A 25,181-nucleotide genomic window follows, 5' to 3' on the forward strand; every position below is an offset into this window, starting at 1 on the left:
GGCTTGCCAACGCCGAAGCTCTTGACGATTTTCTTCAGCGTATCCGCATCGAAATCATCCATCGCATACATCTCCACCGTAAATCCCTTGTCCTCCCAGATAACAATTCCATTTGCAAAATACAGCTTGGTCCCATCGATCATTTCAGTTTTCACTTCGCCAGTCGTTTCAATTCCGTTCTTGCCGCCTTGCGAAATCAAGAAATTCACGGATTTTTCGCCTTGCGCGTATTGCACCTCTACCATCGTCTTACCGTGAATGACGGTGTTGACATACTTGAAGTCAGCCATCCAGGATGGAGCCGGAAAATTCATTCCCACGGCGGTACGGGCTTCGTCCACGGTCATCGTCGGCCGCGTCGGCAGCTCCACTCTATCGGTTTCGGACCCTTCCTTCTGGGCGGAGGCATTTTTGGCAGACGCCGGAAGCTCCTTATCGACTTGAACGATGTCCATATTGCCTACATGAAACTTCGCCAAGATCGATTGCATCATACCTTGGGCGTAGGAGGTTGTAGACAGCACTCCGCCAATCAGCACTACACCAAGTACAGCCACAGTAGCCGTTTTCCATGTTCTATTCATCGTTGTTATCCCGTCCCTCATCGTATTTTTCTGTGAAATGGTTTGCGTCTCGATCTTATGTACCAGACGCCTGTGAATCCGCTCTTTCGCCAATGGATTATCAAGCTTTGTATTTTCAAGCAAATCGATCACATCCTCAAATGGTTTGAGGTCTTGTTTATTATTCATCCATCAACCCCCCTGTCCCCAAAAATTTATGCAGCTTCTTCAAGCTCCTGTAGACAATGACACCGATCTGGGATTCACTTACTCCCATGAGTGCCGCAATCTCCGAGTTTTTGAGACCGGCGGCAAACTTCATAGCGATGATGTTGCGTTCCTTGTCGCGCAACTTGGCAAACGCTTGAAACAGCGCCTGATGGTCGTCAACCTGGATGGCTAGCTCCTCGGGAGAAGGCTTCGGCCAGATCAACTCGGTAATCGAATCCAAGGAAAAATGAAATCTCTTTTTCCGGGCGCGAAAGTAATCGGTGACGGCATTCCGTACTATGGCGAACAACCACACCTCGAATACGGCTTTTTCCTCGGAGAAGCTGCCATAATTGACAATCACCCGTTCAAACACTTGGCTGCAAACATCCTCCGCCTCATACTGATTCTGAATCCGGTAATAAATATACTTGTACACGCGGTTAAAGTACTGTTCATAGATCCGGGAAAATTGTTCGGTTGACAGAACCTCTCCGGCAGCACGGAGCTTGTCCGTTCGCTCCCTGAATATGTCCTTGTTTACTCGGACGCTCTCCATTCGCTTTCCTCCTTCCTATGCTTCTATTTCATCCAAGCAAGCCGGTTACGTATGTTAATACGCCGCTTAATGAAATCCATTAACAAGCAGCGGTCGTTTTTTTCTTCAAGTCACTATTATAGAGCATGAAAAAAAATGCGGGCACCAGCAATCGCTGGAAACCCGCATCCACTATTACGGCGTTAATTCGTTTTTCACGGATTCAAGATTTGATCCACATACCGCTGGCTATGTCGGCCCTCAGGGCACTCACCAGTTGCTGAAAGCTGCCCATGTAGGTGGTGTTGCCTTCGACTGGTCCGATTCCCGCGATCGTTCAGCATCTTTTTGCCGTTACAGTCAGCTTGGGTAGGTCTATCATAAGGGTATTGTACTATCCCATATTGTAATTATCCTGCCCGTTACTTCAACGAAAACGGCAGCCAGCATCCGATCGTTGTGCCGCCTACCGTCATAACTGATTGAACTATCCATTCCTCGTTAGTTCAATCCCATATCGGTTAGTTAGCGATTTCTTTTAGGATTTGATGTGCGTACGACTCCCAATCGGCACCATCAGTGTTTATCTCCAAGGTCGGGATTAATGATAGTCTCGCCAACAATCGCAACTTTTCTTGTTCCGCTTGAAACTTAAGACATGCTTCCGTTGTATTGGGATGATTCTTCATTATGTACTCTTTCCAGGCTTCTCCTCGACTTTCAACAAATCTGGACTCTACGACAGCTGGAGATAATGTTAAGAGTGCACAGTGAGCATTCAATTTTAATAATCATTGTTCCAACTTTTCAATACCTAAAAAATCATCAAATGCACCTCGATGATTTAAGTGAAACCTCTCCAAGATGAAAAAAATACCTTTGGTTGATTTCGTTTGACCAAGAGAATTAATCCAGTCATTTTGTTGTTCAAGATAATCAATATGACGTTTTAAGAGATCGATGTGCTCATCCCTACTCATCGACTTTAAAACTCCGTGGTGTGAATGCAAAACTTGCGAATAGTGCTCACTAATTGCAATAACAGTTCTTTGGGCACTAGATAGTTGACTATGTATTTTTTTTATCGCTGCAAACACAGAAGTTTTTCCTGCTGTAGACAACCCTTCGATGATTACCCCCTGAATCATAAATCACCTCATTATATTTGTTGTGCTGAGACTACCGATAATAATTTGTTGATCAGTTACTATTTTATCATTTTTATTACCAATGATTGGAACTATCCTGCCCGTTAGCCTTAATAAAAATGTTTAAATGAAAATCCATTGGTTCACGATTACATCCTAATACAAAAAAGCACCTCTAAAGGTGCTATCTCCTGGAAATCAAATAAAAGCGAATACCGCCATTTTCGACTTTTGGTATTGGTCCATTTAGTGAATATAAAACAAATCCTTCTCTTGTCCTGTCTACTAATAACATTTGAATCTCATGTTTTGATCTGCCAGTGACATCTACGTATAAAGCGTTTTCTGTCATTCATCATCACCTCGACATACATTATCCAATATACGAACAAGCATGTCACATCAAATATTGATAAAGATTCTAGGTAACAAAGAAATAAAAAAGAACCCTTTTAAGGTTCCTTTCGTTTGTTCTCACTCTGGATCTTTGCCCTTGGCTTTTCTTTGCAGTACGTACATAATTATCATTGGAATAATCATGACGCAAGCCCCTATACCTACCATAAATGCAATTTCCCATATAGGATCATTTATATCCATTGTGGACTCTTTCCATGAATAACTTGATCTTGATTAGTAATGGAGTCACCATAGCAATTCCAACGATCAATCCTGTTAAATAGATTGAACCTGATATTTTTTCGTTCGACTCAATGAGTGCCACAGCAAGTAAACCAATGCTTAATCCAGTAATTCTGGATTTCAAAAAGTTCATTGTATCTCGCCCCTATAGTTAGTTCAAACTATAGGATTCCCAACAATTATCATCGAAATTCTTCTCCATTTATCTCGAACTCGGTATTAAGCGGCCTGCATCTGATCTCTGATCGTTTCTCGCTGATCCGCGAACTCAGGATCATTCACGCTTGGCTTCATGTGGATCTTTGATTATTTCTAAACCACCTGCCGCTGCTTGTTGTGGTAAGCCTGCTTGCTGAAAATTGATCGAGTCTTTAACCTGTCTAGAAGTCGGTGTCTAGAATGTAGGGAGATTTGTGTCACAGGACTACAAAGTAGGGAAATTTGTGCATTTTTCTATCACATAAATTCACCTACATAAAAAAATAAAAGCTTGATTCCTCAAGCTTTTTCGCTCTGGTTTATGTAGGCACATTTGTGTCATTGGACACCCGTCAGTTAGATCATACAGAAACTAAAGTGATTAAGAATACATAGCCATCCATATCTTATCGCGATCCATCGGGAATGTCATAATGTTCTTGTCAAAATCGGGAATGTCCTCAAGTTCTTGTCATCTGACTTTGACAAGAACTTGAGGACATAAAAAGAAAAAGTCGCATTACATGCGTCTTTTAATGTAACCACGTTCTTGTCACCCGACATTTCCCTCCTCCTATATTTGTCGGATGACAAGAACTTGATGTCATAAATGACAAGAACTTTATCCCATTCCCGACAAAAACCCATCGCCATTATTTTGACGATGGGTTTTTGCTTTTTGGTTTTTGTGGCTTAAATAGTTAATTTTCTAACATATTTATCAACGTAATCACGAATTGATTTATTTTCTGCTGGCACATCAATTTGCTTTGTGTCCAGACAATCGATTTGCTCGTATTTCACAACGTGTAATATTATTATTAAAAATAGACTCAAAAGGCGGTAATACTCTTGCGTATGGCTCCGACCTACACGGGGGCTTGACCCTCCCCTTCCACACTCGGACTTTCACCGGGCTAGAAGATGGGGGCTTCTAGGCGCGCCAGTAACAAAAAACACTCACTTCAATCGCAATTGGCGAAATGAAGTGAGCGGCTTTTGCTCAAGTTTTTACCGGACGTGCTCTGATACGGCCTCTAGCAGCCATTGATAAGCGCGTTCAAAATAATCAGGGTCCTCAACACACTCATGAAAAGAAGTCATACAGGAACCTAAAATTTCATCTGCTAACTCTTTTTTTCGAGAAGCAAGCATCTTCAACAGTTCAAAGTCTTCAATCCCCGCCCTCATCGCTTCCAAGCGTACGCTTCCCCAGGGGCCTTCCGTTCCGGGGTATGCGATATGCGTATCTCCAGGAGGAAGTCTCGATGCGCTTAGATCCGTCAATACAGGGGATGCATGCTCGAACGGGTCCTGATCTCGGATGTAGTAATTGAACCCCCAGTGAAGAAAGCCTTCCAGATTATACTTGTAGTTTCCCCAGTGCAGGTAACGCGTTCTAATCAGAGGCATATCCAACAACCGGTTCATATAGAATCCCCCGGGAAAGCAGCATGTATAGAACCATAATCGGTCCCCGAAACGGAATTGCCTTAATTCTTAAATAGGGATTATTTTAATGTCATTTTATCTCCACCGAGCAAATAATCTCCGCTGCGGTTAAAGAGGTCATTTTTTAATGCTCCAAACTTTAGCGATAAAAAATAGTCATCCCTTTTGTATCCCTTCAGCGCATCCGCGATGACCATCTCGCTTCGGCCTGCACCGTAAAAATCCGCCGTGTTGAGATGATTTATTCCACTATCGAAAGCGGCATGAATGGCGGCAATGCAAGCACTTTTGACAGCCTCATTGACATTTGACATATGACCGCAGCCAAGACCGATTCTAGATAGCTCCAGACCGTTTCGTTGGTCCTTCATTATGAGGAGTACCGCTTCCACCTGCGCTTCAACGTTCTACGACTTGGTCGAGTGGCTAGGACGTTCGTATTTTCTGCTGTTTGACGCCAGGTAGAGCCATTCTGCCGCCTTGTTTAATCAAAAATAGCCTACTCCTCCGTCATTGTACAGAAGGGGTTAGGCTATTGTCGGCATTTTTCTCGGTTTGGGAGTTCGGGGAGACAAGCATCTGTTCGAAGTTACTACCGCATCGTTATGAATTTTTTAATATCTCATCTATTTCACTTTTCAATAAAAGGTACCTGTGAACACTTCTCATGATCGGAACCTTGGTTAGCGTGCTTTTGTCTACATAAGATTTCATTTGATCTTTAGATAAACCTAACAAACTCCCTGCTTCTGTAACTGTTAAAACAACCTCGTTACTTGTAGCATTAAAGGTATTCTTCACTTTTAGATTCCAATCTTCGAATTCATGCATAGATCTCAACCCCTCCCATAAAGTTTATTGTGCATCCAGCCCCGTTAAGAAAAAGAACAGCCGCCCTCAACTCATTGAATGAAGGGCAGCTGTTCTTGATTTCTCTTACAACTTCACAACGTTTTCAGCTTGTGGACCGCGATTCCCTTGCACTATGTTAAATTCAACGCGTTGTCCTTCGTCCAGCGATTTGAAGCCGTCACTGACGATCGCACTGAAGTGCACAAAAACGTCACTACCGCCCTCTACTTCGATGAAACCAAAGCCCTTTTCTGCGTTAAACCATTTTACCGTGCCAGTTGCCATTAAAAAACCTCCAGAATTCATAAATTAACATGCAATTTTATTCTTAACAAAAAAATTAAAATTCACACATTGCAAAGGTTTCATCGCACAAATGAACACCCTTTGCAATATGTGAATTTAGGTCTCAGTTATATGATAAAGTAATTATAACACTTATTCAGAGGAAAACAAGGAATAGTATTTATCAATTTAAGTTTGAAAACGTAGATAGCGATACCGCTCAATCCTGCTCTACCGGTTCGTCCAATTCGATGAACACATGAGAAAGTCCCACAATATCAATCCCTCTTGCTGCGATATCCGTCGCTACCAACACTCGCGTTACGTCACTCTTAAAATTGCTCAATGCATTCTGTCGAGCGTTATTGGATTTGTTCCCATAAATGGTCTTAGCAGATATTCGCACTTTAGTCAGTTCACGCACAACGCGATCAGCGCCATGCTTTGTACGGTAAAAACCAATGCCGAAACAATGGATTGATCTTGTAAAAGGTAATTCAACTCGGATTAACGAGAAGCGATTTTACCATTTTGGATATTTCCGGCGGCATCGTTATCGAAAATAAAAGAGTTTGTCTTTTGCCTGGCATTTCTGCTATGATTTTCTCCACTTCATGAAGCGGGATTTTATCCGCTCCATTTATGATTAACATGCCTAAGATGATGCGATCGAATGCACTTTGCTCATTATTTACCGGCATATTCCATAGTCGCTGTAGCCAGCATGGATTCCCAATTAGTAAAGTTTGTCTCCCTTACCACATGCCGGTCAAAAAGTTCACCAGAAATATTATTGACATCTTCATGTGTCTTTGCTTGAAAGTTGCCTTTCTCTAAAAACTCTCCAAAACTCTTAAAGCTGGAGTGCTTACTCATGAACGATTCACTAAACAACTTTTCTAAAGAAATATGATTCGGATCTTCTTCAATCGTTTTCTGGCCTTGTAATTCCTTCAACAGCTCGTCAAATGACATAGGCTTATTATGCTTTTTCAAACTACCACCCCTTGATCTGTGTTATGGGTCCCAGCTTATCTTGTCGATAACGAATCCCACTCGTTTTCAAGCCACTTATCAAAGTCAGCGCCTTTATCACCTTCGTAGGTATCATACACATCTTTTTTGGGGCCTGCTTTTACTTCCAACCTTACTATACAAGTGAAAAATTATTGTATGATATTAGTTGAATAAAACTTTGTCTACATTGTATTTAGCCCTGTATTTATTAACGATATAGGTTTCGTAGATTTCTCTTTCAATCGGGTCTTCAACGATACAAACCTCAATCTTGGTTACTTCATTTCTATTGTTTTTGATGGGCGACACTGAATCCTCAAAATGCTTTTTTATTCTTGGGCGTAGCTTCCTTGCTTTACCGACAAACAACAACTCTTCTTTGTCATTGTAAAACATAAAGATGCCACCGTTTTCTCTGGTAATCAAGTGGAAATCAGTAAAACCGTAGATATTGCTCAACTCCGGTTTATCCTGTTTCATAATGGTAACATCCGGTGTAGGAATGGTGATGTTGATCACGTTTGTTCACGTCCTCTTTCTATATAGGTCTAAATAGTATCACAAAATTTTGATTAAATCCAATTTAAAGACAAAAGCCCGCTGATATTTAGAAGCATCTTGCCAGTTACTTCAGTAATCAAAAAATGAGATTCAATACCAACTTGTAAATACAGAAGAAGTCCCATATGCTAACGGAATTGCAGCTCCGATCATCAGTACAGGCCCCCACCAGGTAAAAAAAGAGATCCCCACACATAGACTGATTAAGATCAGCGCCGGCAGCACTAAGATAGGAGTTGCAGATTGAAGAGCTTGATGTTTAGTTATGTCCTGTATAGGAAAAAGAGTTAGAAACGGAGCTGTTAATTCATCTTTACAGAATGATTTCCTCCAAAATACCAATAGGCATGCGGCAAGGATCCAGATCGTAATTTTAAGGGCACTCGGCAAAATAAACATAGCTCCACTGATCACAGCGACGAACTGTATCGTTTGCTTCCACTGTGTACCATTTCTAAAAAAGGATTTCGTTAATAATTCAGCGATTCCGTTGCTAGCCCCCTTCCCCTTGAACAAGCGCTGCGATTTGCCGAATAAAAGGGGATACTTCCGTTTCGGTTTTCTTTTCCGCTCGACAACACGAATTAACATCAGAGAGACAATTCGCATCCGAGAATCTCTATCTCTGGCAATATCAGCGAAGAAAGCCCCTTTCTCTTGCAGTCGTATTTTGCTTAAGAAAACAACCAGCACTAGAAAAAGAAGAATAGCCGTCCAACTATAGTAAGTGTTATTACTAACCTCCGTAACTAACGCTTGATACGAGAAGAATAGACCTACAAAAACCACAATCCGCAACAACCACAGCAAAATGCCATTTAAACGAAGTGTGAGCAATTGGCGAAGCACGCCTACGTTTATTTTTAGCAAATAGGTAAGCAGCCATAAACAAATAACTTGTAACACGCTATAGGAATGCGTTTGAACTAATAATGGAAGAAATACGAGCATCAGTATTATCGTCATGATTCCCTGTAACACAAGAGAGTATCTATAGCCGAGCAGCATGAGATGCCGAAACCAATTCTGATTCTGTCGCAGAAAAAGCTGGTCCCCCTCCTCAACAAAGTATCGAATGGTTCCTAGCCAAGCAAATACATAGAAAGCCGTTGCAATCATGGACATCGATATCCAACTAAACCACGAAGGCTGAGTCGCCCACCAGGAGTAATATTGATAGCCTGCCAAAATCATCAGTGGAATGACAAAATATATCGCTATGACCCAATCCACAGCCATTCGCAAAGCCCGATACTGGAAATGCCAATCCGAACGCACTCTTCGCGTGAAAACCTGAAAGCTACTCTTCAACCCATTATCCCCCTTCATATTAAAGAATGGAAGCAGTCGAACAAGCTCGCGTCAGGCATGCCGCATTGCTTTTGAATGTCCTGCAGAGTTCCATTAGCTACCAATCTGCCATCTGAAAGAAGTACAAACGAACTGCAAATCCGTTCTGCTGTATCTAACACATGGGTACTCATCAGAATGCCCGCACCACGCTTGCGTTCCTCATCCAACATCCCTATGAAATCTTTAATCGCTTTCGGATCCAATCCAATGAAAGGCTCGTCTACAATATACACATCTGGTTTATTCAAAAAGCCGAGGATTAGCATAATTTTCTGCTGCATCCCTTTGGAAAACTTTCCGGGCAGCTGATGCTTTTCATCCAACAGTCGGAACCGGTGCAAGAGATCGTCTGCACGCTCTAGGAAAACCGTTCGGTCCAGTTCGTAGACGGAAGCTGCAAACTCCATATGCTCCCACAACGTCAACTCATCATACAAAATCGGATGCTCCGGGATGTACGCATAGCTTTTTCGTTCACCCATAAAAGAGATTTCATCCTTGAAATCCTTTAGTAAACCAAGGATACTCTTAATTGTCGTGCTCTTGCCTGCTCCATTTGGACCTAACAGACCCACCAGTTCACCTTGCTTAACATCAAAATGAATCTGTTTAATAATATCCGGAATTTCTTCATAGCCAGCCTGATCGATGTGTACTTCTAATACAGCTAATCGTTCATTTGACATTCTCGGTCACGTTCCCTTCTACCCTCATCATATATCACGCATGCACACATTTCCAACAATGTATCTTGAATAGATTGTACTGAATATGAATGTCAGAAAAAGTTCAGCATGCTGCAAATTTAGCAACTAATAGACTTTTTTGATTTTCAATTGATCAAATTATGATTTTACATAATTAAAATTAATGAAGCCCCGGCAGCAGCTGGAGCTTCTTTTATTAATATAATTAGAGATCAGCGTTTGTATCATTCATCTAACTAAATTTTACGTAATTAAAATTAAGAAAAAGAGAAGCCCCGACAGCAACTGTGCTTCTCTTTTTCTTATATCTCATCACGCTAAAGTATGGTAAGGTTCTCCGCGCTTTAAATAACGGAAGTTTTAGCGATTTAAGAGGATTGATGGACCAATTTGGTCATACTTCTACTTCGACAACCGTATTGTATGCTAACTCCCAATTAGAAAAGGCTCGTGAAACAGCCAAACATTTAGGGAAAAGAAGGAAAACTCAATCGATTGAACAATGAATCTAAACAAGAATCTTTCAATGGTGCTGGCGCCGGCGTTACTGGTGCCCACGCCATGACGTTTTCTTTCTTTAGCGCAACGATAACGTTAATTCCGACCGGTGCTCTGGAACTGGCTAGAAGGTAATTATTCACGAAATGGGTTTCAACCTAGTGCGTAACCATCCACTTGACCATATATTGATATTGCCAGCCAGCACCCAACTCAATCGTCACCCTCGTTAAACAACGAGAAAAAACGGTCTGTATTCGCATTTATTTACGATAAGACCGTTTTTGTTTCTTTTGTGATGTTGGTTTAAGGAATTACCATGCAAAAGTCATTAAGATAATAACCAAAAGAACATAAAGAACCAACACAGCTGCTGCGCTGGAAGTACCACCATAACCTGCACAACTTGCACCCATATTTAATCTTTCCCCTCTGGTGATTTGTCACTACGGTATAATTATACGCTCGGTACATAGTCATTGATTGGACATAAGTCTATATTTTGGCTCATTTTTCAATTATCGTTCTGAGGTAGCGTAATACAACAGGTTGCACTACACATCATTTCCAACCCGCACGTTGTAGTATCTCTCTCTCAAAGCCGCCCTTAGCATTCTTGTATGCCAAACGGTCATTATCGAATCGTTGAGCAAGTTCCAACTTTAAGTCACACCATATTGTTTGGTATCTTCTGGGTGATTTCTCAAATAATAATCTCGAAAGAGGATATGAAGCATATAATTGGAGTTTTCCATGGTGCAGACATATAGGTGATGCAATTTAGATCTGCGGGAGGAATAAAAGCCTCTCGTCTCGTAGTTCCTAGGTCGTCTTCATGTACGTAGCCAATGATGGCTAGCCGTTGAATGGCCTTAAGGCCAACGGTAGCGGAGCGACCCCACGGTTACTCAACCTTTATGCTGAGGATAAACTTGCATATAAGTTGTCTTTCAGCAAAGACTTTCGGATTACGCCGTATATTTGCCCAAGCGCAATTTTATTATTTGCATACTTTAATTCTACTCGTCATTGTGGAGGAGATCGGTTGTTGAAACGGGAGTGAAAGTTATGAAATGGCGCGATTCCCTAGGTGGTTATATGGCCAACATTAGTCTGGGTTCTAGTTGTCAAACAGCATATCAGCTTAAAAGACTGGGCTTACGAAAATATGCAGGTCCCTTAGATTGGTTTGTTTCCGATTCGATCGGGGGAGTGGTTCGTTTGTTAGATCATCGTTTCAACGGATTTATGGAACTTAGCCAACTTGAACTCATTGGCACTACCAATGAATGTTTTGTTGTAAGAGATAACTCAAATGACGTTTTATCTTTCCATGACTTTCCTCTTTATCTCACACCGGAGCGATGGCGGGAAGCTTATCCCGCGTTTAAACAAAAGCTCAATCGACGCGTAGATCGATTTTTGAGAACTATTCAAGGTCAACCAATTCTTTTTATTAGAACCAATTCTAAAAGAAGGGAAGCGCAGGAGCTACAGGCAGCATTAAAAAGGCTGATGCATGGAAAGTTCCACCTTCTGATCGTGAATAACCACCAGGAAGATAGCAAAGACGTGATTTACGAGGATTGGGGGCTAGCAGGAATTAGCTCGGTGCTCCTACCGAAAGGAGAAGACTGGAGAGGATTTAACCAAGCTTGGGGTAAGTGTATGAGCGGCTTCAAATTGAAAGCTTCGTCCCTTCGTTGAGTTTAACCCTGCAACGTACCCTTTTCGGAGTGTTCAAGCGCTCCTCCGTCTAATAGTATTCTTAAAATAGTTCACATACTAAGAAAAATCAGGCCACAGTTTTTTAATCCCCACATAGAAGAAGAACAGATCTATGAGCATATGGATACCTTAGTATTACACGGAGCTGTATTGTTAGATGGATATACGTTAAAGGTAGATGAGCCGGATTTTTACGAATATCTCCGTGCCGCACAAAACTTTTGGGATGAAATGCCTGAAAGAGCATACTCTGATATAGAATTAATTATTAAAGAAATGGATAAACAATCGAAGAGGTAGATTCATTTCCCTACGCTTGCTCCCTACTAATATGACCTGTGATGATTATGATTGTGTTTATGAGGATTTAATAAACAAAATCCGAAAGCAGATTCCAATTTACGTGCATTATATTAGAATTTTACGTAATTAAAAATGGAAAATCCGGCATCCTCACTTAGGGATGCCTTCTTCTATCTATTTCTTTCTATACGATGATTCATTTTCAATACAATCTATTTGTAATCTGCATCGAACAATACGGGCAATGAAGGATTAAATAACACGTTTTTCTTGCGTTTGTTGAGTTGTATCTCTTTTAGCTTTTGCTTTTCTCTTTAGCTCAATCTCGAACTGGTCACAAGATAAGGCAATCCATAGCTGTCCATTCCATACACCATATTTCTTAACCATGTCTGCAGAGTTCCAGTAGTTGTTTACCTTTATAGTAAATAAAGTGTCACCACTTTCTTGCTTCTGGACTCTTAAAACCTTGGCAAAGCGGCCCTGCTCCTTGAGATTACCCGTGATTTTTACAATATCGTTAGGTTCAATTTCTGTAAGTTGAATTATGTTGTTCATCAAGTATATCTCCTTTCCATGTAATAGGAAAAAGGGTTGAAGCGTTTTTTAAAAATTCAGTTTGAAATGTTAGTAGACAAAAAACTCCTATTATATAGGACCAGTCACCAATGGAAGATATCACACTAAAGTTTACTGATTTTACCCTAGAATCGATTTCGTCCTAGGTTCCAAATTAAATTAAATTAAATGAAAAGCTGCCTGAGTTCCCATTGTATATCACTAAGTTTATTAATTATATGTCCAAATAAAATAAAGTATTAGACTGGAAAAATAAAGTATTAGACCGTGAAAATATAGTTGTAGACTAAGAAAATAAAGTATTAGACTCGATTTGTGGTTTGCTGCTGTTTTGGCTTTAGACGTTAGAGGGAAAAAACTCATAAACCCAATGTTCAAGCACCTGTATCAAGGCTCGTACCTTGATACAGGTTTTTTTGGTTTAAACCCGGATGCCCGTTAAATCGTCATACCGGCAGCCCGATCCCGTCAATCTCCCGAACTGCCGCGGAGAGCACCGCTACAGTCTGCTCCGCCAGTCGCTCAGGCGTTATTTTACGGCCGTCCGTACTCCAATCCCTCGCAGTGCCGTATGCAATCCAGCTCAGTATGGCGGACATCGTCTGCGCCGTCGTTTCATCCATGTGATCTCTTTGACTTAGCAACTGTTGGAATACGCCCTTCAAAAGCTTGATCATCTTGTTCTCGATATTGGGGCTCATCGCCTCGTAGCTGCGCGCGCACTGCTTGCTGAAGTTCGTGTGAAACTCGCACAGCGTCACGATAATACTCGTCAGCGTCGCCCGGTTCAGCTCGGTAAGGCAGGACAGCTTCTGCATCAGACTTTCTTTGAACGTCTTCGAGAGCGCATCTTCCATCAGATCGTATTTATCCTCGTAGTGAGCATAGAAGGTCGCACGATTGATCGTCGCGCGCTTCGTGATGTCGCCAATCGTGATGTCCTTGATATCCTTATTGGGAATCAGCGAATAGAACGCCTCCAGGATCAACTGCCGCGTGCGTAGGACGCGCGGATCCGTCTTGGTCTCCTCCATGTTCTCTCACCTCCCGTAAAAACACTTTTTTTCAGACAATTCTGCCCTTTTGTTGCTTATGCGATAATCGCGGCAAGTTGACGATTGTCTGCTCATTACGGTTATATTATCATAATCTAAGCAACAAGTGTCGTATAAATTGCTACAGGAGAGGGGATAGGAATATGGTTCTGGTTCTTCAAATCTTTCTGGCATTGACGTTCGCCTCCGCCGGATTTACCAAGGTTGTGGGGATAAAAGTTCAGGTCGAGAACTTCGGCAAACTGGGGCTACCGCAGTGGTTCCGCATGATGACCGGACTGCTACAGCTGGCTGGAGCCGCCGGGCTCGTCGTCGGCTTCTGGCGCGACAGTTGGGCCTCCTGGGGCGCCGTCCTGCTCGGCGTCATTATGCTCGGCGCCGTCGGCTTTCACGTACGCGCCAGAGACAAGTTCAGCGCGACAGCGCCTGCGCTGGTGCTGGACGCGCTCGCCATTGTACTCGCCATCCTGCTCGGCTCCGATCTGGGCGATTTCCCGAACTGACTTTTTCCGCATTAGCTGATAACACCTACCAGCTGCCGTCCGAGTGCGGTATTACCATTCAGCGTGAACGTTAGTTTAATTGAAACCAGCAGCAGTCTAAGACTTTATTTTTCAAGTCTTGGTTCGCTGCTGATTCTTTTTATGGATCGGTCTAAAACTTATTTTTCAAAAGCTAACGATGCTCCACCAGAGAAACCGCATTAAATCAACAAGTCCAGTCTAATACTTTATTTTCATCAAACATTATAAAGAAAGTACTCTTTCCCCCTCTTCCTTCTTGGCTACCTATCTGACTATGAAATATTCTTAAAGTGGTTAATCAGTGAACATCTTACAGCGGCGACTACCATAAAAGATGCCCCCCCTCTGATCTTGAGCAATTAAGTATTGATAATGCCTCTAACTTCCCAAAGTTTTTAAAGCGTGCAAAAGCAGAGAAAAATGGAAAAGTTAAGAAAGGCAACAATGAGATCACAGTGAATCGTAAGCTTTCTTCATTAAAATCATTATTTAATTATTTACAAAACAAGGCTGAGGACAATGAACGACGCCCTCTGTTACAAAGGAATGTTATGGCTAAAATCGACTTGAATCAAGTTAGCCAGGACATTGAAACAAGAGCGGCAATTATTGAGCATAAGATATTGAGTACCGCGGAGCAAATTGAGGATTTCCGCAATTTTGTTGCTAGTGGTTTTGCAAAAGTCCCCAATTTATTGAACAAGCAATTAAGCTGGTATGAAGATAACAGAGAACGTGATCTTGCGATAGTAAGTCTTATTTTAAGTTCAGGTTTGCGTGTTAGTGAGTTTATCTCTTTGACGATCGATGCTATAGATTGGGAAAAACGACGTATTCTTATTAAGCGTAAGGGAAATAAAGAACTATCGCTCCCGTTCTCAGAGAGAGCGAAGTTGGACCTTCGAGAATTATTCCGAGGTTCGAGCATCAAGATATAAGCCAGCAAGTAATGAGAATGTCTTTTTTCTCACTAAAGGTGGTCGCCCAATTTCTAAGAATACTGTACAGAAGATGATTATGAGGTATGCTTCTTTTTATGGAAAACCACTTACTGTACATAAACTACGGCATACCTTCGCTACCCGCTTCTATCGAGAAGAAAAGGATCACCTGCAGCTGCAAAAGCTACTTGGTCATTCTGACCCTAAAACTACTGTAATTTATACGCATATAGGTCAAAGTGAGATGGATGAAGCAATTGATCGTGTTGATAAATAAGTAACTTGTTGGCTTTTAGAGAACGACGGCCGTTGCGGAAGAAACCAGAAGGGCGAGCTGCAGCTTCTCGGGCCGACCCCGCCGCCGGCGCGGCTGCTCGACAAATAATTTATAACCCGCTCCATAAAGGATACCGGGTTAATTTTAGGAGTAGAAAATTGAAACTAGCATCCACTTCTAGTTTTCATATCTATAGTTTTTAACTGACATGCAGCCGCGTTAGAACTTTCATATTGTGATTATTTTCATATTTTTTTCCATTCATACACACTATAATAAAAGGTAAGATAAGGAAAGGGGAATGTATCCTCCATGATGAAGTTGATTGAAAGCCGCAGCGACGATGTTGTAGCAGTTGAGATTAGCGAAAAGGTAACAAGGAAAGATTATCAAGAAATTGAAGGCGCACTTCAAGATTTGGTTGATCGTCATGGAAAAATTAAAGTGTTGCTTATTTTAGGCGATTATACGGGTTTTTCGATGGACGTATTTTTAGCTAAACTTGATTTTATTAAAAAGTTCTATCAATATTGTGATCGAATTGCGTATGTAAGTGATCGCAAGTGGTTGGAACATGTTGTTGATATCCAAAAACATTTCATTAAAGCTGATGTCAAACACTTTGATCCTACTCATCAAAATGACGCATGGACATGGTTAGAACAATAGTGCAGGTTATAAGAAAATAGATACGGTAATTGAACTCAGGCTATCCATAAATGGATAGTTTTTTCTTCTATCTCCTTCTTTCTATACGATGATTTATTTTCAAAACAATCTATTTGTAATCTGCATCGAACAATACGGGCAATGAAGGATTAAATAACACGTTTTTCTTGCGTTGGTTGAGTTGTATCTCTTTTAGCTTTTGCTTTTCTCTTTAGCTCAATCTCGAACTGGTCACAAGATAAGGCAATCCATAGCTGTCCATTCCATACACCATATTTCTTAACCATGTCTGCAGAGTTCCAGTAGTTGTTTACCTTTATAGTAAATAAAGTGTCTCCAATCGCAAGAATAATTACCAACAGAATGTATAAAACGAGTACAAATGCAGCAGCTCTACCACCGCCGTAACCGCCACAAACTTCGCTCATGTTTCTCCCTCCTGTTCAAGTAATCTAATTTCAATTTCATAACACTGTATGTATTTGTGTTTTAATCTGTATAGGCGTGTTGATCCCGAAAAATAAAAATAGACGGGGTAGGGAGGAGGCCACTGAAAAACTAATGTTTTCCCTGTGAGGCCACTTGGTAGGCGGAAAAAATGCGACACCTGATCCAGTTTTTCTGGATGCGTGTCGCACATCCTTCTTTGAAAGTACACCGCTTGCATAGCTCAACATCGAAATAGTATGTGTTAATTTGGTTTTTCCCGGATCCCTTATTTCCTTGTCGTGCCTTCCGAATCGCCATATGGCCTTGCTTTGCATACGTACATGCCCGCGTCTTTATTGAATTCAAACTCATTTTCATTTTTGCATACACCTTGGGTGATGAGGGGGTTAAGCTTTGCGATAAGCTCCATATTGTGTTTCCTGCTATACGCTAGATTGTCTTTCTCCGAATAGGCTGCATCTCCAATTACGGTTTTTACATTCATACCCGTAGCTTTGCTTTTCTCGATGAGCGCTTGCAATTATTTGCCGTCGCTCTTCTCCCCTGTTGTCACAATTGCCGCCGTAATGATTCGTTCCTCGGTCATGGCAAGGTGTGTCTTGTAGCCAAAAAACGAGGAATCTGCACTCTTATGACCGACACGCGCATCTTGATCTTGCGAGATGCACAGTTGCTCTGTGTCATCTTCAACCGTTTCTTTAAGCAGATTCAACGGTTCAATAATCTTCGGTAACTGAGCGATGCCAAGCTTTGATTGAGTAGCTATATTTTCAACGGACAGGTTGGCTGTTACCATCCGTGTGCTGCATCCTACCTTTTTAGTTTAGAGAAACTAGTCCGAATAATAGAGAGTAAATCACCCGTCACTGCATCAACGGGGATTCAGCTTGCGCTTGATTTCATCCAGTTTCGATCCATGGTCGGCTTGCGGGAAAGTTCCGATCGTAAGAGCCTCCACGGACAGCTTGGCGGCACATCTCCCGTTCCCTCATTTGTCAAGAATAATATCTTCAGTACATTCTCATCGTTTTCTAATAATCAAGTCCCTTCCCATCCAGCTAACGGTTTTCGACACCCTCTAGAAATTATTAGGAGATCTCAGGTATGCTACACTAGGTTCCAGATACGGATGAGCCGTACACAACGTTGAGGAGGGGAACAACTATGAAATTACATCACATATGGAGCAAGCGCTTGGCTATCTTGGCACTAGGGACAACCATCGCCATCTCAGGTGGTGTTATCAGTAGCCCTCAGCTTACTAAGGCTGATACGATATCCGCTTCCGCAACTTCGACTTCATCTAAAGCCAATGCCATTATTGCATTAGGCAAAAAATATTTTGGTACACCTTATAAATTTGGTGCAAAAGTCGGTCAGACCCGCAATTTCGATTGCTCGACATTAACGAAATTCATCTATGGCAAATACGGTGTTAGCTTGCCACGTACAGCAGCGCAGCAGTCCAAAGTAGGCCGTCACGTATCGAAGAGCAACTGGCAAAAGGGCGATCTTCTCTTCTTCTCCGTACCAGGTCGACCTGGTGTAGGGCATGTAGGCGTCTACATTGGCAATAACGAGATGTTGCATACCTACGGAGCTGGCGGCGTAAAAATTACGAAACTGAACTCGTACTGGAATTCACACTATATCACAGCCCGCCGCGTCCTGTAATCGGCAGGTTCAATGAAAAAGGGAACTGTTCATCTCAAGAAGATGAACGGTTCTTTTAGTATAACCAGAATTAAATGTGATTCTTCGCCGTTTCTTTTTACCATTGTGCCAAATTACCTCTGACCACCTGCACCGCATCTGCAGCCGCTTCGCTGGGATGACATTCCGTTTTTTCTTATTGTCTCATGGCATGCTTTAGCAAGCACTCCTACTTGTCCGAAAATAAGTCGATGTGTCGTTTAGTTTAATAGTGGGTTACCCCGTGCAGAAATGCTTATTTTTTTACCTAGAATCTTGTACGCAAAAAACTCTTGTCCGCGAAATGGGCATCAAGAGTTTTTTGCTTTCGGCAGTTGCGTGTTACCAGGCGTAAACGCCCTTCTCATCCAAGAATTCGCCATTATGACGTTTGCCATCTGTCGCATAACCCACTATAATCGCGGCGGCGGTTTCTTTCGATTTACCTCCTACGGTATTGCCGTTAAGATCTGTTGAGGTGAATCCAGGCGTTACCGCGAATACTTGAGCGCTGCTGTTTTTGACTTCATAAGCCATTGAAAGTGTCATGGCATTGTTGGCCGTTTTAGATGAGTTATAATCGAATGCGTTTAAAGTAAATTCAGCATTTTGCATATGGTCCAGAGAAGCCATGTCGGTCGATACATTGACGATTGTGCCTTCGTTATGTTTGATTAATGGAAACAAACGCTGGTTCAAACGGAAGGTCCCGAAAAAGTTAACTTCGAAGGCTTTCCGCAGATCTTCCTCTTTGGTATCCGTAAAAGAACGGGAGAAAGCGCCAGGCATACCAGCGTTATTGATCAGAAGCTTCAAGTCCGGATAATTCTTGTTGATCGTATCGGCTGCCTGTTCGATGGTTTTTAAGTCAACCATGTCAATTTGTACAAATTCTATGTCTAACCCCTTGGAAGTTAACTCGGAAACGGCTGCTTCACCCCGTTCTGCACTGCGTGCGCCAAGGATGACCTTCCAGCCTGCTTCACCTAACTGCTTAACGATTTCAATTCCGATTCCTTTATTTGCTCCGGTTACAAAGGCGGTCTTTTTCATGCGAATCCTTCTTTCCCTAATTTGATTTTTCTTTAACGATTTATAAGTTACTATGCTACACTTAGTGTAGGTCAACAATTAATTTTTTTTATAAAAGAGGGTTAGTATGTTAACGATTGGAGAAGTGGCGAAGGAAGTCGGGATCAATATTGGAGCGATCCGCTTTTACGAAAGAAAGGGACTGTTGAAACCTGCTACCCGAAGCGAGCAGAACAACCGTCTTTATACGGATGATGATCTGAGATGGCTGGTCTTTATCAAATGTCTTCGTGAAACCGGGATGAGTGTGGAGGACATTAAAAAGTATTATGATAAGGTGAACGAAGGAACCTCAACCCTACCGGAGAGAATCAAACTGATTGAAGATCAGAGGCAAAAGCTGCTGAAAGATATTGAGGAGAAGGAAGTGCAGCTCGTTCATTTGGAAGAAAAACTTAAGCGCTATTATCGCGGGGAAAATTATTAATATAAGCTGGGCATATAAACTAAATTTTGAATCTCATTTAAGAGCAAGTACCCTGATGATGTTATCTGCATAAGAATCCGAAACGTTATCTTCCGAAACCCATCCGTTCGCGGCCGTCATCGTTGCATCGATTTCTTCGTCCGGCGGTGTTGCGTGTTAGTATACTCTTCCTCGGACGAAAGCAGTTCATAGTTTCTTTTTTCAAACTCGTGTTTGATCTCTGCATACGGCGTTCTCCGGCCATTCGCTTTTGCAATACCTGCGCAAGTAAGGCATCCATAGGATATAACGTAAAAAAGGCAGATTTCCAACACATTTTAAGTCTCGGTAATTCCACCAAGGGTAGAGTTAAATTTTCAATCTGATACGTCTGTGCCTGAGAATAAATAAATAGCGCACCTGAGTGCGCTATTTATTTATTACTTCCATGATATTCATTCATCTATTTTATCAGATGTCCAATTTACATAGAATTCACGATAAACCCTTGTACGGGGATATCATCAGCTTCGTATTTCCCACTTGAATTTCGTGATTTATTTGACCTTGACTATAAGCAACTTCAAATATTTTGCCTCGTAATTCATCTTTGTTGATATCAAAACCAGCTGCCTGAACGAGCATCGTCACAAGATCAATTTTTAACTCAATATTTTCACTCCCAGCTGAAAGTATACTATTGCTTGTTGCCCATCTTTGTTTATCGGGTCCAGCTAGTGATGAAGTGCTTCGATAACCGATAATTCCATAGCGGTCATTGCGAGGACGCGACAAGGAAGTACCTACGTATAAAAAAAGAGCCGCCGCCGCAGCTCCTTCGTTCCCTTCTATCCGCCATAAGTGACGTCCACCGTTACTGTTGTGTAGCCTGCCAGTCTGGTGTCGTTGCCATACTCAAATTGTACATTGGCCACGTTATTATTCATCATCATAGTATTGGTCATCGCCGACTTCATCACTGTCTTCGTGCTGCCCAAGGAGTTCTTGAATCGGAAAGCAATCTGGCTCTGTCCCGCAGAAAGTCCGCGTTGCAGAATCGCTTGCGCCGCGGATATCGAACCAGCCGTATTTTCGCTGGTTTCATTTGAGAGTCCTGTCGAACTCAACAAAGCTTGCTCAGATGCTGCGTCCATTGCGCCTGATTGAACTTCTTGCTGCAGCGCTTGAATGAAGTCTTGAGAAGCAGCAGGATAATTCGCTGCCGTCCAGGTATGCTCATGCCGCAGTTGATCGTCTGTCAGGTTAAAATAATTATACGTAAGTCTACCCTTCACGTCCGGAACAGGATCATCCCACGTTGCATCCAGATGATACCAGTTGCCATCTATATGGACCAGATTCCATGTGTGGGCTTGACCATCTGCTTGCCCCTCTATTATTTTGTTCTCAATACCGGCGTCCGTAAGTAAGCGATAGGTGAGCAGCGCATATCCCTGACAGACCGTCGTACCTTTGGTCAACGCGCCGTATGCCGTATGATCGGTTAAAGTGGTGTCATAAGCCAGATGGGAAATGACATAGTCATGAACAGCCTTTTCCTTCTGGAAATCGTTCATGCCAGGTTGAATAATGGAAGCTATTATAGATTGGGCTTGCGCGGCAACATAATCGCTCTGAGCCTTGGTCTCCAAGTATGAGACTTTGAAAGTAACCGTCGAGACCCCGTCATATTCGTAGCTCATGCCGTCATAGACGTAGTGCAAATAATCGTTGTCTTTCATAACCTGAGCCACAAAACTTTTGATTTGTTGGAACTCATTCGGATCGTCGAGAGTAATCGAAAAATCCGTTTCCTGATTTAGCAGATGCGACTCAAGCGATTGTTGCCATGAAGACACCGGCGCTGAGAGATTTGCTGTTTCTGATGTAACCGGTGTGCTTGATGAAACGGTCGCAGTCTTAGCGGCTGTAGTAGTATTCCCCATAAGGTCTTTCATTGATCTGTCGAGCAGTGCCGCCATTTCCTGGCGGGTCATATAATCCCGAGGGCGGTACGACCAAGTTGTATCCGCACGCGTAACGTCTGCAGCATACCACCCCTTTGACAGTACTCCGTTAACGGCAGAGACAGCCCAATCATCCGGACTATCCTGATACTGAACTGCCGGGGGCTTCTGTAATCCTTTGTTTGCGGCTAACCGCCAGATCATGGCTGCAGCTTCTTCCCGCTTCACCTGCTGTTCAGGTGTAAAGGTAGTGCTTGATGTACCATTGACAATACCCGCTTGGTAAGCCGCACGTATATACGGTGCCGCCCAATGTCCATTAATATCTTGAAAGGGGATGCTGCTCCCGTTATCGCTCAATTGGAAAGCGACCGCTACAAACTTAGCAAACTGGGCACGCGTGAGCGTCATCGACGGTCCGAATTGACCCGGCGCAACCCCGTCAGTAACCCCCATTTGCTGAAGATCATTAATATATGAAATATAAGGACTATTAGTAGTAACGTCCGTAAAACTGTCAGCATAAGCCGTGCTCATGTTGGGGAGCAAGAACGTGCTGACAATCGACGTAAGTACGATGAGCTTCTTCATGTTGTCGTTCTCCTCATTTTCCCATGATGTAAGAAGGCAAGAGTCAATTATCATACTCCCTAGTTATATCATAGAGGAGAAACCTTAAGCTTCTATTAGGATTAGATTAATAATCGATCTTATAATAATTGGATAAAGTCGAATTTTGGGGGGAAAATATCAGCTGAAGTCTTCCTTATTTCAACTTTGTAATTGGGACATGAAAAGCAGTAATGAAATACAACGAAAATATTACGGAAATTAGATATGCCACCAAAGGTCGCCCGGATCGCCTTCAGGTCTTCCGCTTCCTCCCACAACGAATATTGCGCACTGCCCTCGCCTTGCGATCGGGACAGCCAGACTCGTTCCGCGACTGCGACGTGCCGGAGATGATAGAAACGATAACATGGCGATGGATCGGTTCCATCGCCATGTTATCTCGTACCCGTTGCAATGACATATCTTCTTTATGGTACAGTTCATCGCGCTGTCTGTAACGGCAAGTTTAAGGGCCATCCTTTTTACGGTATGGCCCTTTCTTTCATGCGATTACAGCCTTTCTTCAAATATGAGTTCACTGTGACCGTTATGAACAGAGTCGGTTTGATAGTAAGATAATTTCGCAGAGGCGTGGTCCAGAGCCATGATCAAGTAGCTATGGTAGTATACACCGTCCGCATTCGTTTTGAGTTTGACGTTCTCGTACATTTTCGGGGGTACTTTTTGGCCGAGGAGATTCATACCTGTTACGGTTTTGTATGGAAAGTCCCTGTCCATGACCGGGAATGCACTGGCACCGATGCAACGTCCTCGTTGTAAATTCAAATAAGGATGAAAAAGGATCAGATTATGTTCGTGACCCCAAAGCCAACACTCTACCTGTTTCATCAAATTATGAAAGGAAGCTTGTAAATGGGGGTTGAATACAAGCTTCTGGCCTTGTGAATCCTCTCCCACTCCTACATCGCTGAACAGCTGATGATGGGATAGTAGAACCGTTTTCCTTTTGTCCGAAGTTTTCAGCTTGTGAATGTGCCAATCGGTCTCCAACGGATCAAGATAAGGAATACTGACATGTGCCGACAATGGACTTGCGTCGTTCAACCCGGTATCCATTGCTTGGAACTGCCAATAATCGTTTCTTAGGCAAAAATAACTGGCTGGTTGGCCAAGCTGCTGAAGCAACTGATAATAACCCTCGCCACCGGAATACATATCATGGTTTCCGGACAAAGTGAACACCCTCGTTTTTTTCTGATCCACGTACTTCAGGATAAGATCCAGGAAGTTAGTCTTCGCTTCTTCCTTCGTTCCCGAGTAATAAATGTCTCCCAAATGGATTAAGAGATCCGGACTATGCTTCATGACCTCGGCAAGCAGCCAAGCTGCATCCTCCTGCCCTGTTCCCCAGTCGGCAATGAAACCAATCTTCGGTTTATTTGTCCCGATCGGGATGACAAAATCATCTAAGCTATTGTAGCGGACATAAGGGATCGTAAGGCGTCTGTTTAGAAAATAATCGTAATAATTTGTGATAACCTTTAGCCAATCCGGATCGCCTTCGCTCATTTTCAATTCATTGATTCGCGGAACGTTATGCGTAATTTCAGCCCAAAACAGCGCGGTTGCAAGCTTGGAACGTTTAGCGATATTACCCAAAACGTCCATGAATCCCATGGCAAAGGAACCTCCCGGCTTAAAGCGGAAAGGCATAATATCTGATTCCGCTTTTTCTAACTATCTTATGATCGTTAGCCAGGAATTTGACCACATAGTTACGAACCAGGATAAACGGCTACGCCGTCCTTTGGACGATCGCTAAATTTGGGCCAGCGAAAAGGCCTAAGCTATTCTAGCTGTAGCCGCGAATTCGGACAAAACCGTTGCAGCAATTTTGCCACCGATTTCGGTAATCGACTGGATCATAAATTCCTCAACTTCATTAGCAAGGGCGTCGATCTTATTTTCAAGGTGGGATAGGTGCTCTTGGTATTGAAGGAGTAATGTGGTAATAGCAAGCCCCCGATTATGTCCCTACTTTGTGTCGTTTGAGCATAATGTAGGAACATTTGTGTCGCGAAGCGACGACATGAAAGTTCCTACATAAAAAAATAAAGCCCATAACTACAGGCTTATTAAACAAAATTTATGTAGGAACATTTGTGTCGTTAGACTAATTCTTTTCGACCTAGTCCTCCGCATGAAGAGTGCGATCTCACAGTGCTGCACAACAGCTTGAAAAGTTCTTGCACTCACTTTTCAGGATCACTTATAACAAGAAGAACCCGCTCTGAAACCATAAGGAACCGGGTTTTCTTTATATTGGGGATTCAGCAACAATAAAGCGACAGCCCCTCTGTTTCTTTGAGTTTTCTCTTCTCAGATGCTCGAACCGAACCACGCTGCCGAATTATAATTGAATTCCACATCATCACATAAAGAAGAATGATGCTGATAAGCCTACGTTTGCCTCTACTCATTTGTTTTCGTTTTCACCCCCTTTCAGTGGAAAGTATTCATAGTCAGACGATAGCTCATTTAATTAGTAGGTACACCTATCGTCAAAATAGTTCGGGTAGAATTACTTAATGGGGGTCTTGCCGGTGCGTTTAGCGATATCGAGATAGCTCCTTTCGTAGCAAACCCCGTCTTAGGCAAGATAAAGCAGGTCATCTCCACCGATATTTTTTGTTTGGGTTTGCACCGTATTTTAATAAAAGCTTTATATATTTTGGGTCTTTTTTAGCACCATTATCTACCCATGAGAACCTGCTGCAATAAAAAGTGGTGTCCTACCGCCATTCATCGAGACTATGTTAGGGTCAGCACCACTTTTCAAAAGCGTCTCTGCCGAATTATATTTCTCCATTCCTATAGCCCAAAGCAATAAAGTTGCACCAT

General features: G+C 42.5%; 26 protein-coding genes and 5 pseudogenes. 7 read left to right on the forward strand and 24 right to left on the reverse strand.

The features are described 5' to 3' along the window. From O9139_RS25815 to O9139_RS33440, 14 genes and pseudogenes are all read right to left on the reverse strand, one after another. On the reverse strand, nt 1-752 hold a 752-nt coding region (locus O9139_RS25815; RefSeq protein WP_270884638.1), incomplete at its 3' end, for a hypothetical protein. Next, entirely contained in the window at nt 745-1,332 is a 588-nt protein-coding gene (locus tag O9139_RS25820) for a sigma-70 family RNA polymerase sigma factor (RefSeq protein ID WP_270881629.1), read from the reverse strand. The genes O9139_RS25820 and O9139_RS25815, both read right to left, overlap by 8 nt. 770 nt (nt 1,333-2,102) lie before the next feature. Next, nucleotides 2,103-2,459 (reverse strand): hypothetical protein, encoded by a 357-nt coding sequence (locus O9139_RS25825; RefSeq protein WP_270884639.1) that lies wholly within the window; start codon nt 2,457-2,459, stop codon nt 2,103-2,105. A 1,851-nt stretch (nt 2,460-4,310) separates the two neighbouring features. Next, a pseudogene (locus O9139_RS25830) lies at nt 4,311-4,766 on the reverse strand (DUF4091 domain-containing protein); the annotation flags it as partial. A gap of 44 nt (nt 4,767-4,810) precedes the next feature. Further along, complete coding sequence (locus O9139_RS25835; protein WP_270884641.1) at nt 4,811-5,122, reverse strand: aldo/keto reductase; 312 nt, start codon at nt 5,120-5,122, stop codon at nt 4,811-4,813. Nucleotides 5,123-5,354: 232 nt separating this feature from the next. Beyond that, entirely contained in the window at nt 5,355-5,582 is a 228-nt protein-coding gene (locus O9139_RS25840) for a DNA-binding protein (RefSeq protein WP_270884642.1), read from the reverse strand. Nucleotides 5,583-5,687: 105 nt separating this feature from the next. Beyond that, nucleotides 5,688-5,888 (reverse strand): cold-shock protein, encoded by a 201-nt coding sequence (locus tag O9139_RS25845; RefSeq protein WP_120751769.1) that lies wholly within the window; start codon nt 5,886-5,888, stop codon nt 5,688-5,690. A 206-nt stretch (nt 5,889-6,094) separates the two neighbouring features. Next, a pseudogene (locus tag O9139_RS25850) lies at nt 6,095-6,541 on the reverse strand (helicase-related protein); the annotation flags it as partial. A 34-nt stretch (nt 6,542-6,575) separates the two neighbouring features. Next, a complete protein-coding gene (locus O9139_RS25855) occupies nt 6,576-6,863 on the reverse strand; it encodes a hypothetical protein (RefSeq protein WP_270884668.1) in 288 nt (95 codons plus the stop codon). A 56-nt stretch (nt 6,864-6,919) separates the two neighbouring features. Beyond that, nucleotides 6,920-7,006, reverse strand: a pseudogene (locus O9139_RS33210) (HEAT repeat domain-containing protein); the annotation flags it as partial. A 61-nt stretch (nt 7,007-7,067) separates the two neighbouring features. After that, nucleotides 7,068-7,424: a nucleotide excision repair endonuclease gene (locus tag O9139_RS25860; protein WP_270884643.1), complete on the reverse strand. Its 357-nt coding sequence runs from the start codon at nt 7,422-7,424 to the stop codon at nt 7,068-7,070. Between the two features lie 132 nt (nt 7,425-7,556). Next, complete coding sequence (locus O9139_RS25865) at nt 7,557-8,777, reverse strand: ABC transporter permease (protein WP_270884644.1); 1,221 nt, start codon at nt 8,775-8,777, stop codon at nt 7,557-7,559. A 14-nt stretch (nt 8,778-8,791) separates the two neighbouring features. Continuing rightward, complete coding sequence (locus O9139_RS25870) at nt 8,792-9,505, reverse strand: ABC transporter ATP-binding protein (protein WP_270884645.1); 714 nt, start codon at nt 9,503-9,505, stop codon at nt 8,792-8,794. 1,181 nt (nt 9,506-10,686) lie between these two features. After that, complete coding sequence (locus tag O9139_RS33440; protein WP_377524524.1) at nt 10,687-10,803, reverse strand: GrpB family protein; 117 nt, start codon at nt 10,801-10,803, stop codon at nt 10,687-10,689. 289 nt (nt 10,804-11,092) lie between these two features. Between O9139_RS33440 and O9139_RS25880 the strand changes: the two genes are divergently transcribed. Continuing rightward, the gene (locus O9139_RS25880) at nt 11,093-11,731 is read left to right on the forward strand and encodes a DUF1796 family putative cysteine peptidase (RefSeq protein ID WP_270884646.1); all 639 of its coding nucleotides are present in this window, start codon (nt 11,093-11,095) and stop codon (nt 11,729-11,731) included. Between the two features lie 576 nt (nt 11,732-12,307). Here O9139_RS25880 and O9139_RS25885 read toward each other — a convergent pair. Both O9139_RS25885 and O9139_RS25890 read right to left on the reverse strand, forming a co-directional pair. After that, nucleotides 12,308-12,613 carry a hypothetical protein gene (locus O9139_RS25885; RefSeq protein ID WP_270884647.1) on the reverse strand — a complete coding sequence of 102 codons (306 nt, stop codon included), beginning with the start codon at nt 12,611-12,613 and terminating at the stop codon, nt 12,308-12,310. Between the two features lie 467 nt (nt 12,614-13,080). Next, complete coding sequence (locus tag O9139_RS25890; RefSeq protein WP_270884648.1) at nt 13,081-13,668, reverse strand: TetR/AcrR family transcriptional regulator; 588 nt, start codon at nt 13,666-13,668, stop codon at nt 13,081-13,083. A 164-nt stretch (nt 13,669-13,832) separates the two neighbouring features. Here O9139_RS25890 and O9139_RS25895 point away from each other — a divergent pair, with 164 nt between their 5' ends. The 4 genes from O9139_RS25895 to O9139_RS25905 all read left to right on the forward strand — a co-directional run bounded on the left by O9139_RS25895 (nt 13,833) and on the right by O9139_RS25905 (nt 16,100). Further along, entirely contained in the window at nt 13,833-14,192 is a 360-nt protein-coding gene (locus O9139_RS25895) for a DoxX family protein (protein ID WP_270884649.1), read from the forward strand. A gap of 476 nt (nt 14,193-14,668) precedes the next feature. Then, the gene (locus O9139_RS25900; protein ID WP_270884650.1) at nt 14,669-15,151 is read left to right on the forward strand and encodes a tyrosine-type recombinase/integrase; all 483 of its coding nucleotides are present in this window, start codon (nt 14,669-14,671) and stop codon (nt 15,149-15,151) included. Further along, the gene (locus O9139_RS33445) at nt 15,069-15,431 is read left to right on the forward strand and encodes a tyrosine-type recombinase/integrase (protein WP_377524537.1); all 363 of its coding nucleotides are present in this window, start codon (nt 15,069-15,071) and stop codon (nt 15,429-15,431) included. The genes O9139_RS25900 and O9139_RS33445 overlap by 83 nt, the downstream gene beginning before the upstream one ends. Before the next feature lie 312 nt (nt 15,432-15,743). Further along, nucleotides 15,744-16,100 (forward strand): SpoIIAA family protein, encoded by a 357-nt coding sequence (locus O9139_RS25905; protein WP_270884651.1) that lies wholly within the window; start codon nt 15,744-15,746, stop codon nt 16,098-16,100. A 149-nt stretch (nt 16,101-16,249) separates the two neighbouring features. Here the strand turns inward: O9139_RS25905 and O9139_RS25910 are convergent, their stop codons facing one another. Next, entirely contained in the window at nt 16,250-16,528 is a 279-nt protein-coding gene (locus O9139_RS25910) for a hypothetical protein (protein WP_270884652.1), read from the reverse strand. A 208-nt stretch (nt 16,529-16,736) separates the two neighbouring features. Beyond that, nucleotides 16,737-17,271 (reverse strand): annotated as a pseudogene (locus tag O9139_RS25915) (transposase); the annotation flags it as partial. 443 nt (nt 17,272-17,714) lie between these two features. Here O9139_RS25915 and O9139_RS25920 point away from each other — a divergent pair. Beyond that, nucleotides 17,715-18,224 carry a C40 family peptidase gene (locus O9139_RS25920; RefSeq protein ID WP_270884653.1) on the forward strand — a complete coding sequence of 170 codons (510 nt, stop codon included), beginning with the start codon at nt 17,715-17,717 and terminating at the stop codon, nt 18,222-18,224. Between the two features lie 360 nt (nt 18,225-18,584). Here the strand turns inward: O9139_RS25920 and O9139_RS25925 are convergent, their stop codons facing one another. Next, nucleotides 18,585-19,295, reverse strand: a complete 711-nt coding sequence (locus O9139_RS25925; RefSeq protein ID WP_270884654.1) for an SDR family NAD(P)-dependent oxidoreductase — start codon at nt 19,293-19,295, stop codon at nt 18,585-18,587. A gap of 106 nt (nt 19,296-19,401) precedes the next feature. Between O9139_RS25925 and O9139_RS25930 the strand changes: the two genes are divergently transcribed. Beyond that, nucleotides 19,402-19,761 carry a MerR family transcriptional regulator gene (locus O9139_RS25930; protein WP_270884655.1) on the forward strand — a complete coding sequence of 120 codons (360 nt, stop codon included), beginning with the start codon at nt 19,402-19,404 and terminating at the stop codon, nt 19,759-19,761. Nucleotides 19,762-20,235: 474 nt separating this feature from the next. On the opposite strand, the gene O9139_RS25935 is transcribed toward O9139_RS25930, so the two are convergent. The 5 genes and pseudogenes from O9139_RS25935 to O9139_RS33450 all read right to left on the reverse strand — a co-directional run bounded on the left by O9139_RS25935 (nt 20,236) and on the right by O9139_RS33450 (nt 25,149). Then, on the reverse strand, nt 20,236-20,535 hold the full coding sequence (locus O9139_RS25935; protein ID WP_270884656.1) for a hypothetical protein: 300 nt from the start codon (nt 20,533-20,535) through the stop codon (nt 20,236-20,238). Nucleotides 20,536-20,588: 53 nt separating this feature from the next. Beyond that, nucleotides 20,589-22,298 (reverse strand): S-layer homology domain-containing protein, encoded by a 1,710-nt coding sequence (locus O9139_RS25940; protein ID WP_270884657.1) that lies wholly within the window; start codon nt 22,296-22,298, stop codon nt 20,589-20,591. 531 nt (nt 22,299-22,829) lie between these two features. Then, nucleotides 22,830-23,957 (reverse strand): metallophosphoesterase family protein, encoded by a 1,128-nt coding sequence (locus tag O9139_RS25945; protein ID WP_270884658.1) that lies wholly within the window; start codon nt 23,955-23,957, stop codon nt 22,830-22,832. Nucleotides 23,958-24,131: 174 nt separating this feature from the next. Further along, a pseudogene (locus tag O9139_RS25950) lies at nt 24,132-24,284 on the reverse strand (IS110 family transposase); the annotation flags it as partial. Nucleotides 24,285-25,035: 751 nt separating this feature from the next. Then, the gene (locus tag O9139_RS33450; RefSeq protein WP_377525765.1) at nt 25,036-25,149 is read right to left on the reverse strand and encodes a hypothetical protein; all 114 of its coding nucleotides are present in this window, start codon (nt 25,147-25,149) and stop codon (nt 25,036-25,038) included. Nucleotides 25,150-25,181: the final 32 nt, after the last annotated feature.

The organism is Paenibacillus aestuarii, from assembly GCF_027789125.1.
In the GTDB taxonomy this organism is placed as follows: Bacteria; Bacillota; Bacilli; order Paenibacillales; family NBRC-103111; genus Paenibacillus_E; species Paenibacillus_E aestuarii.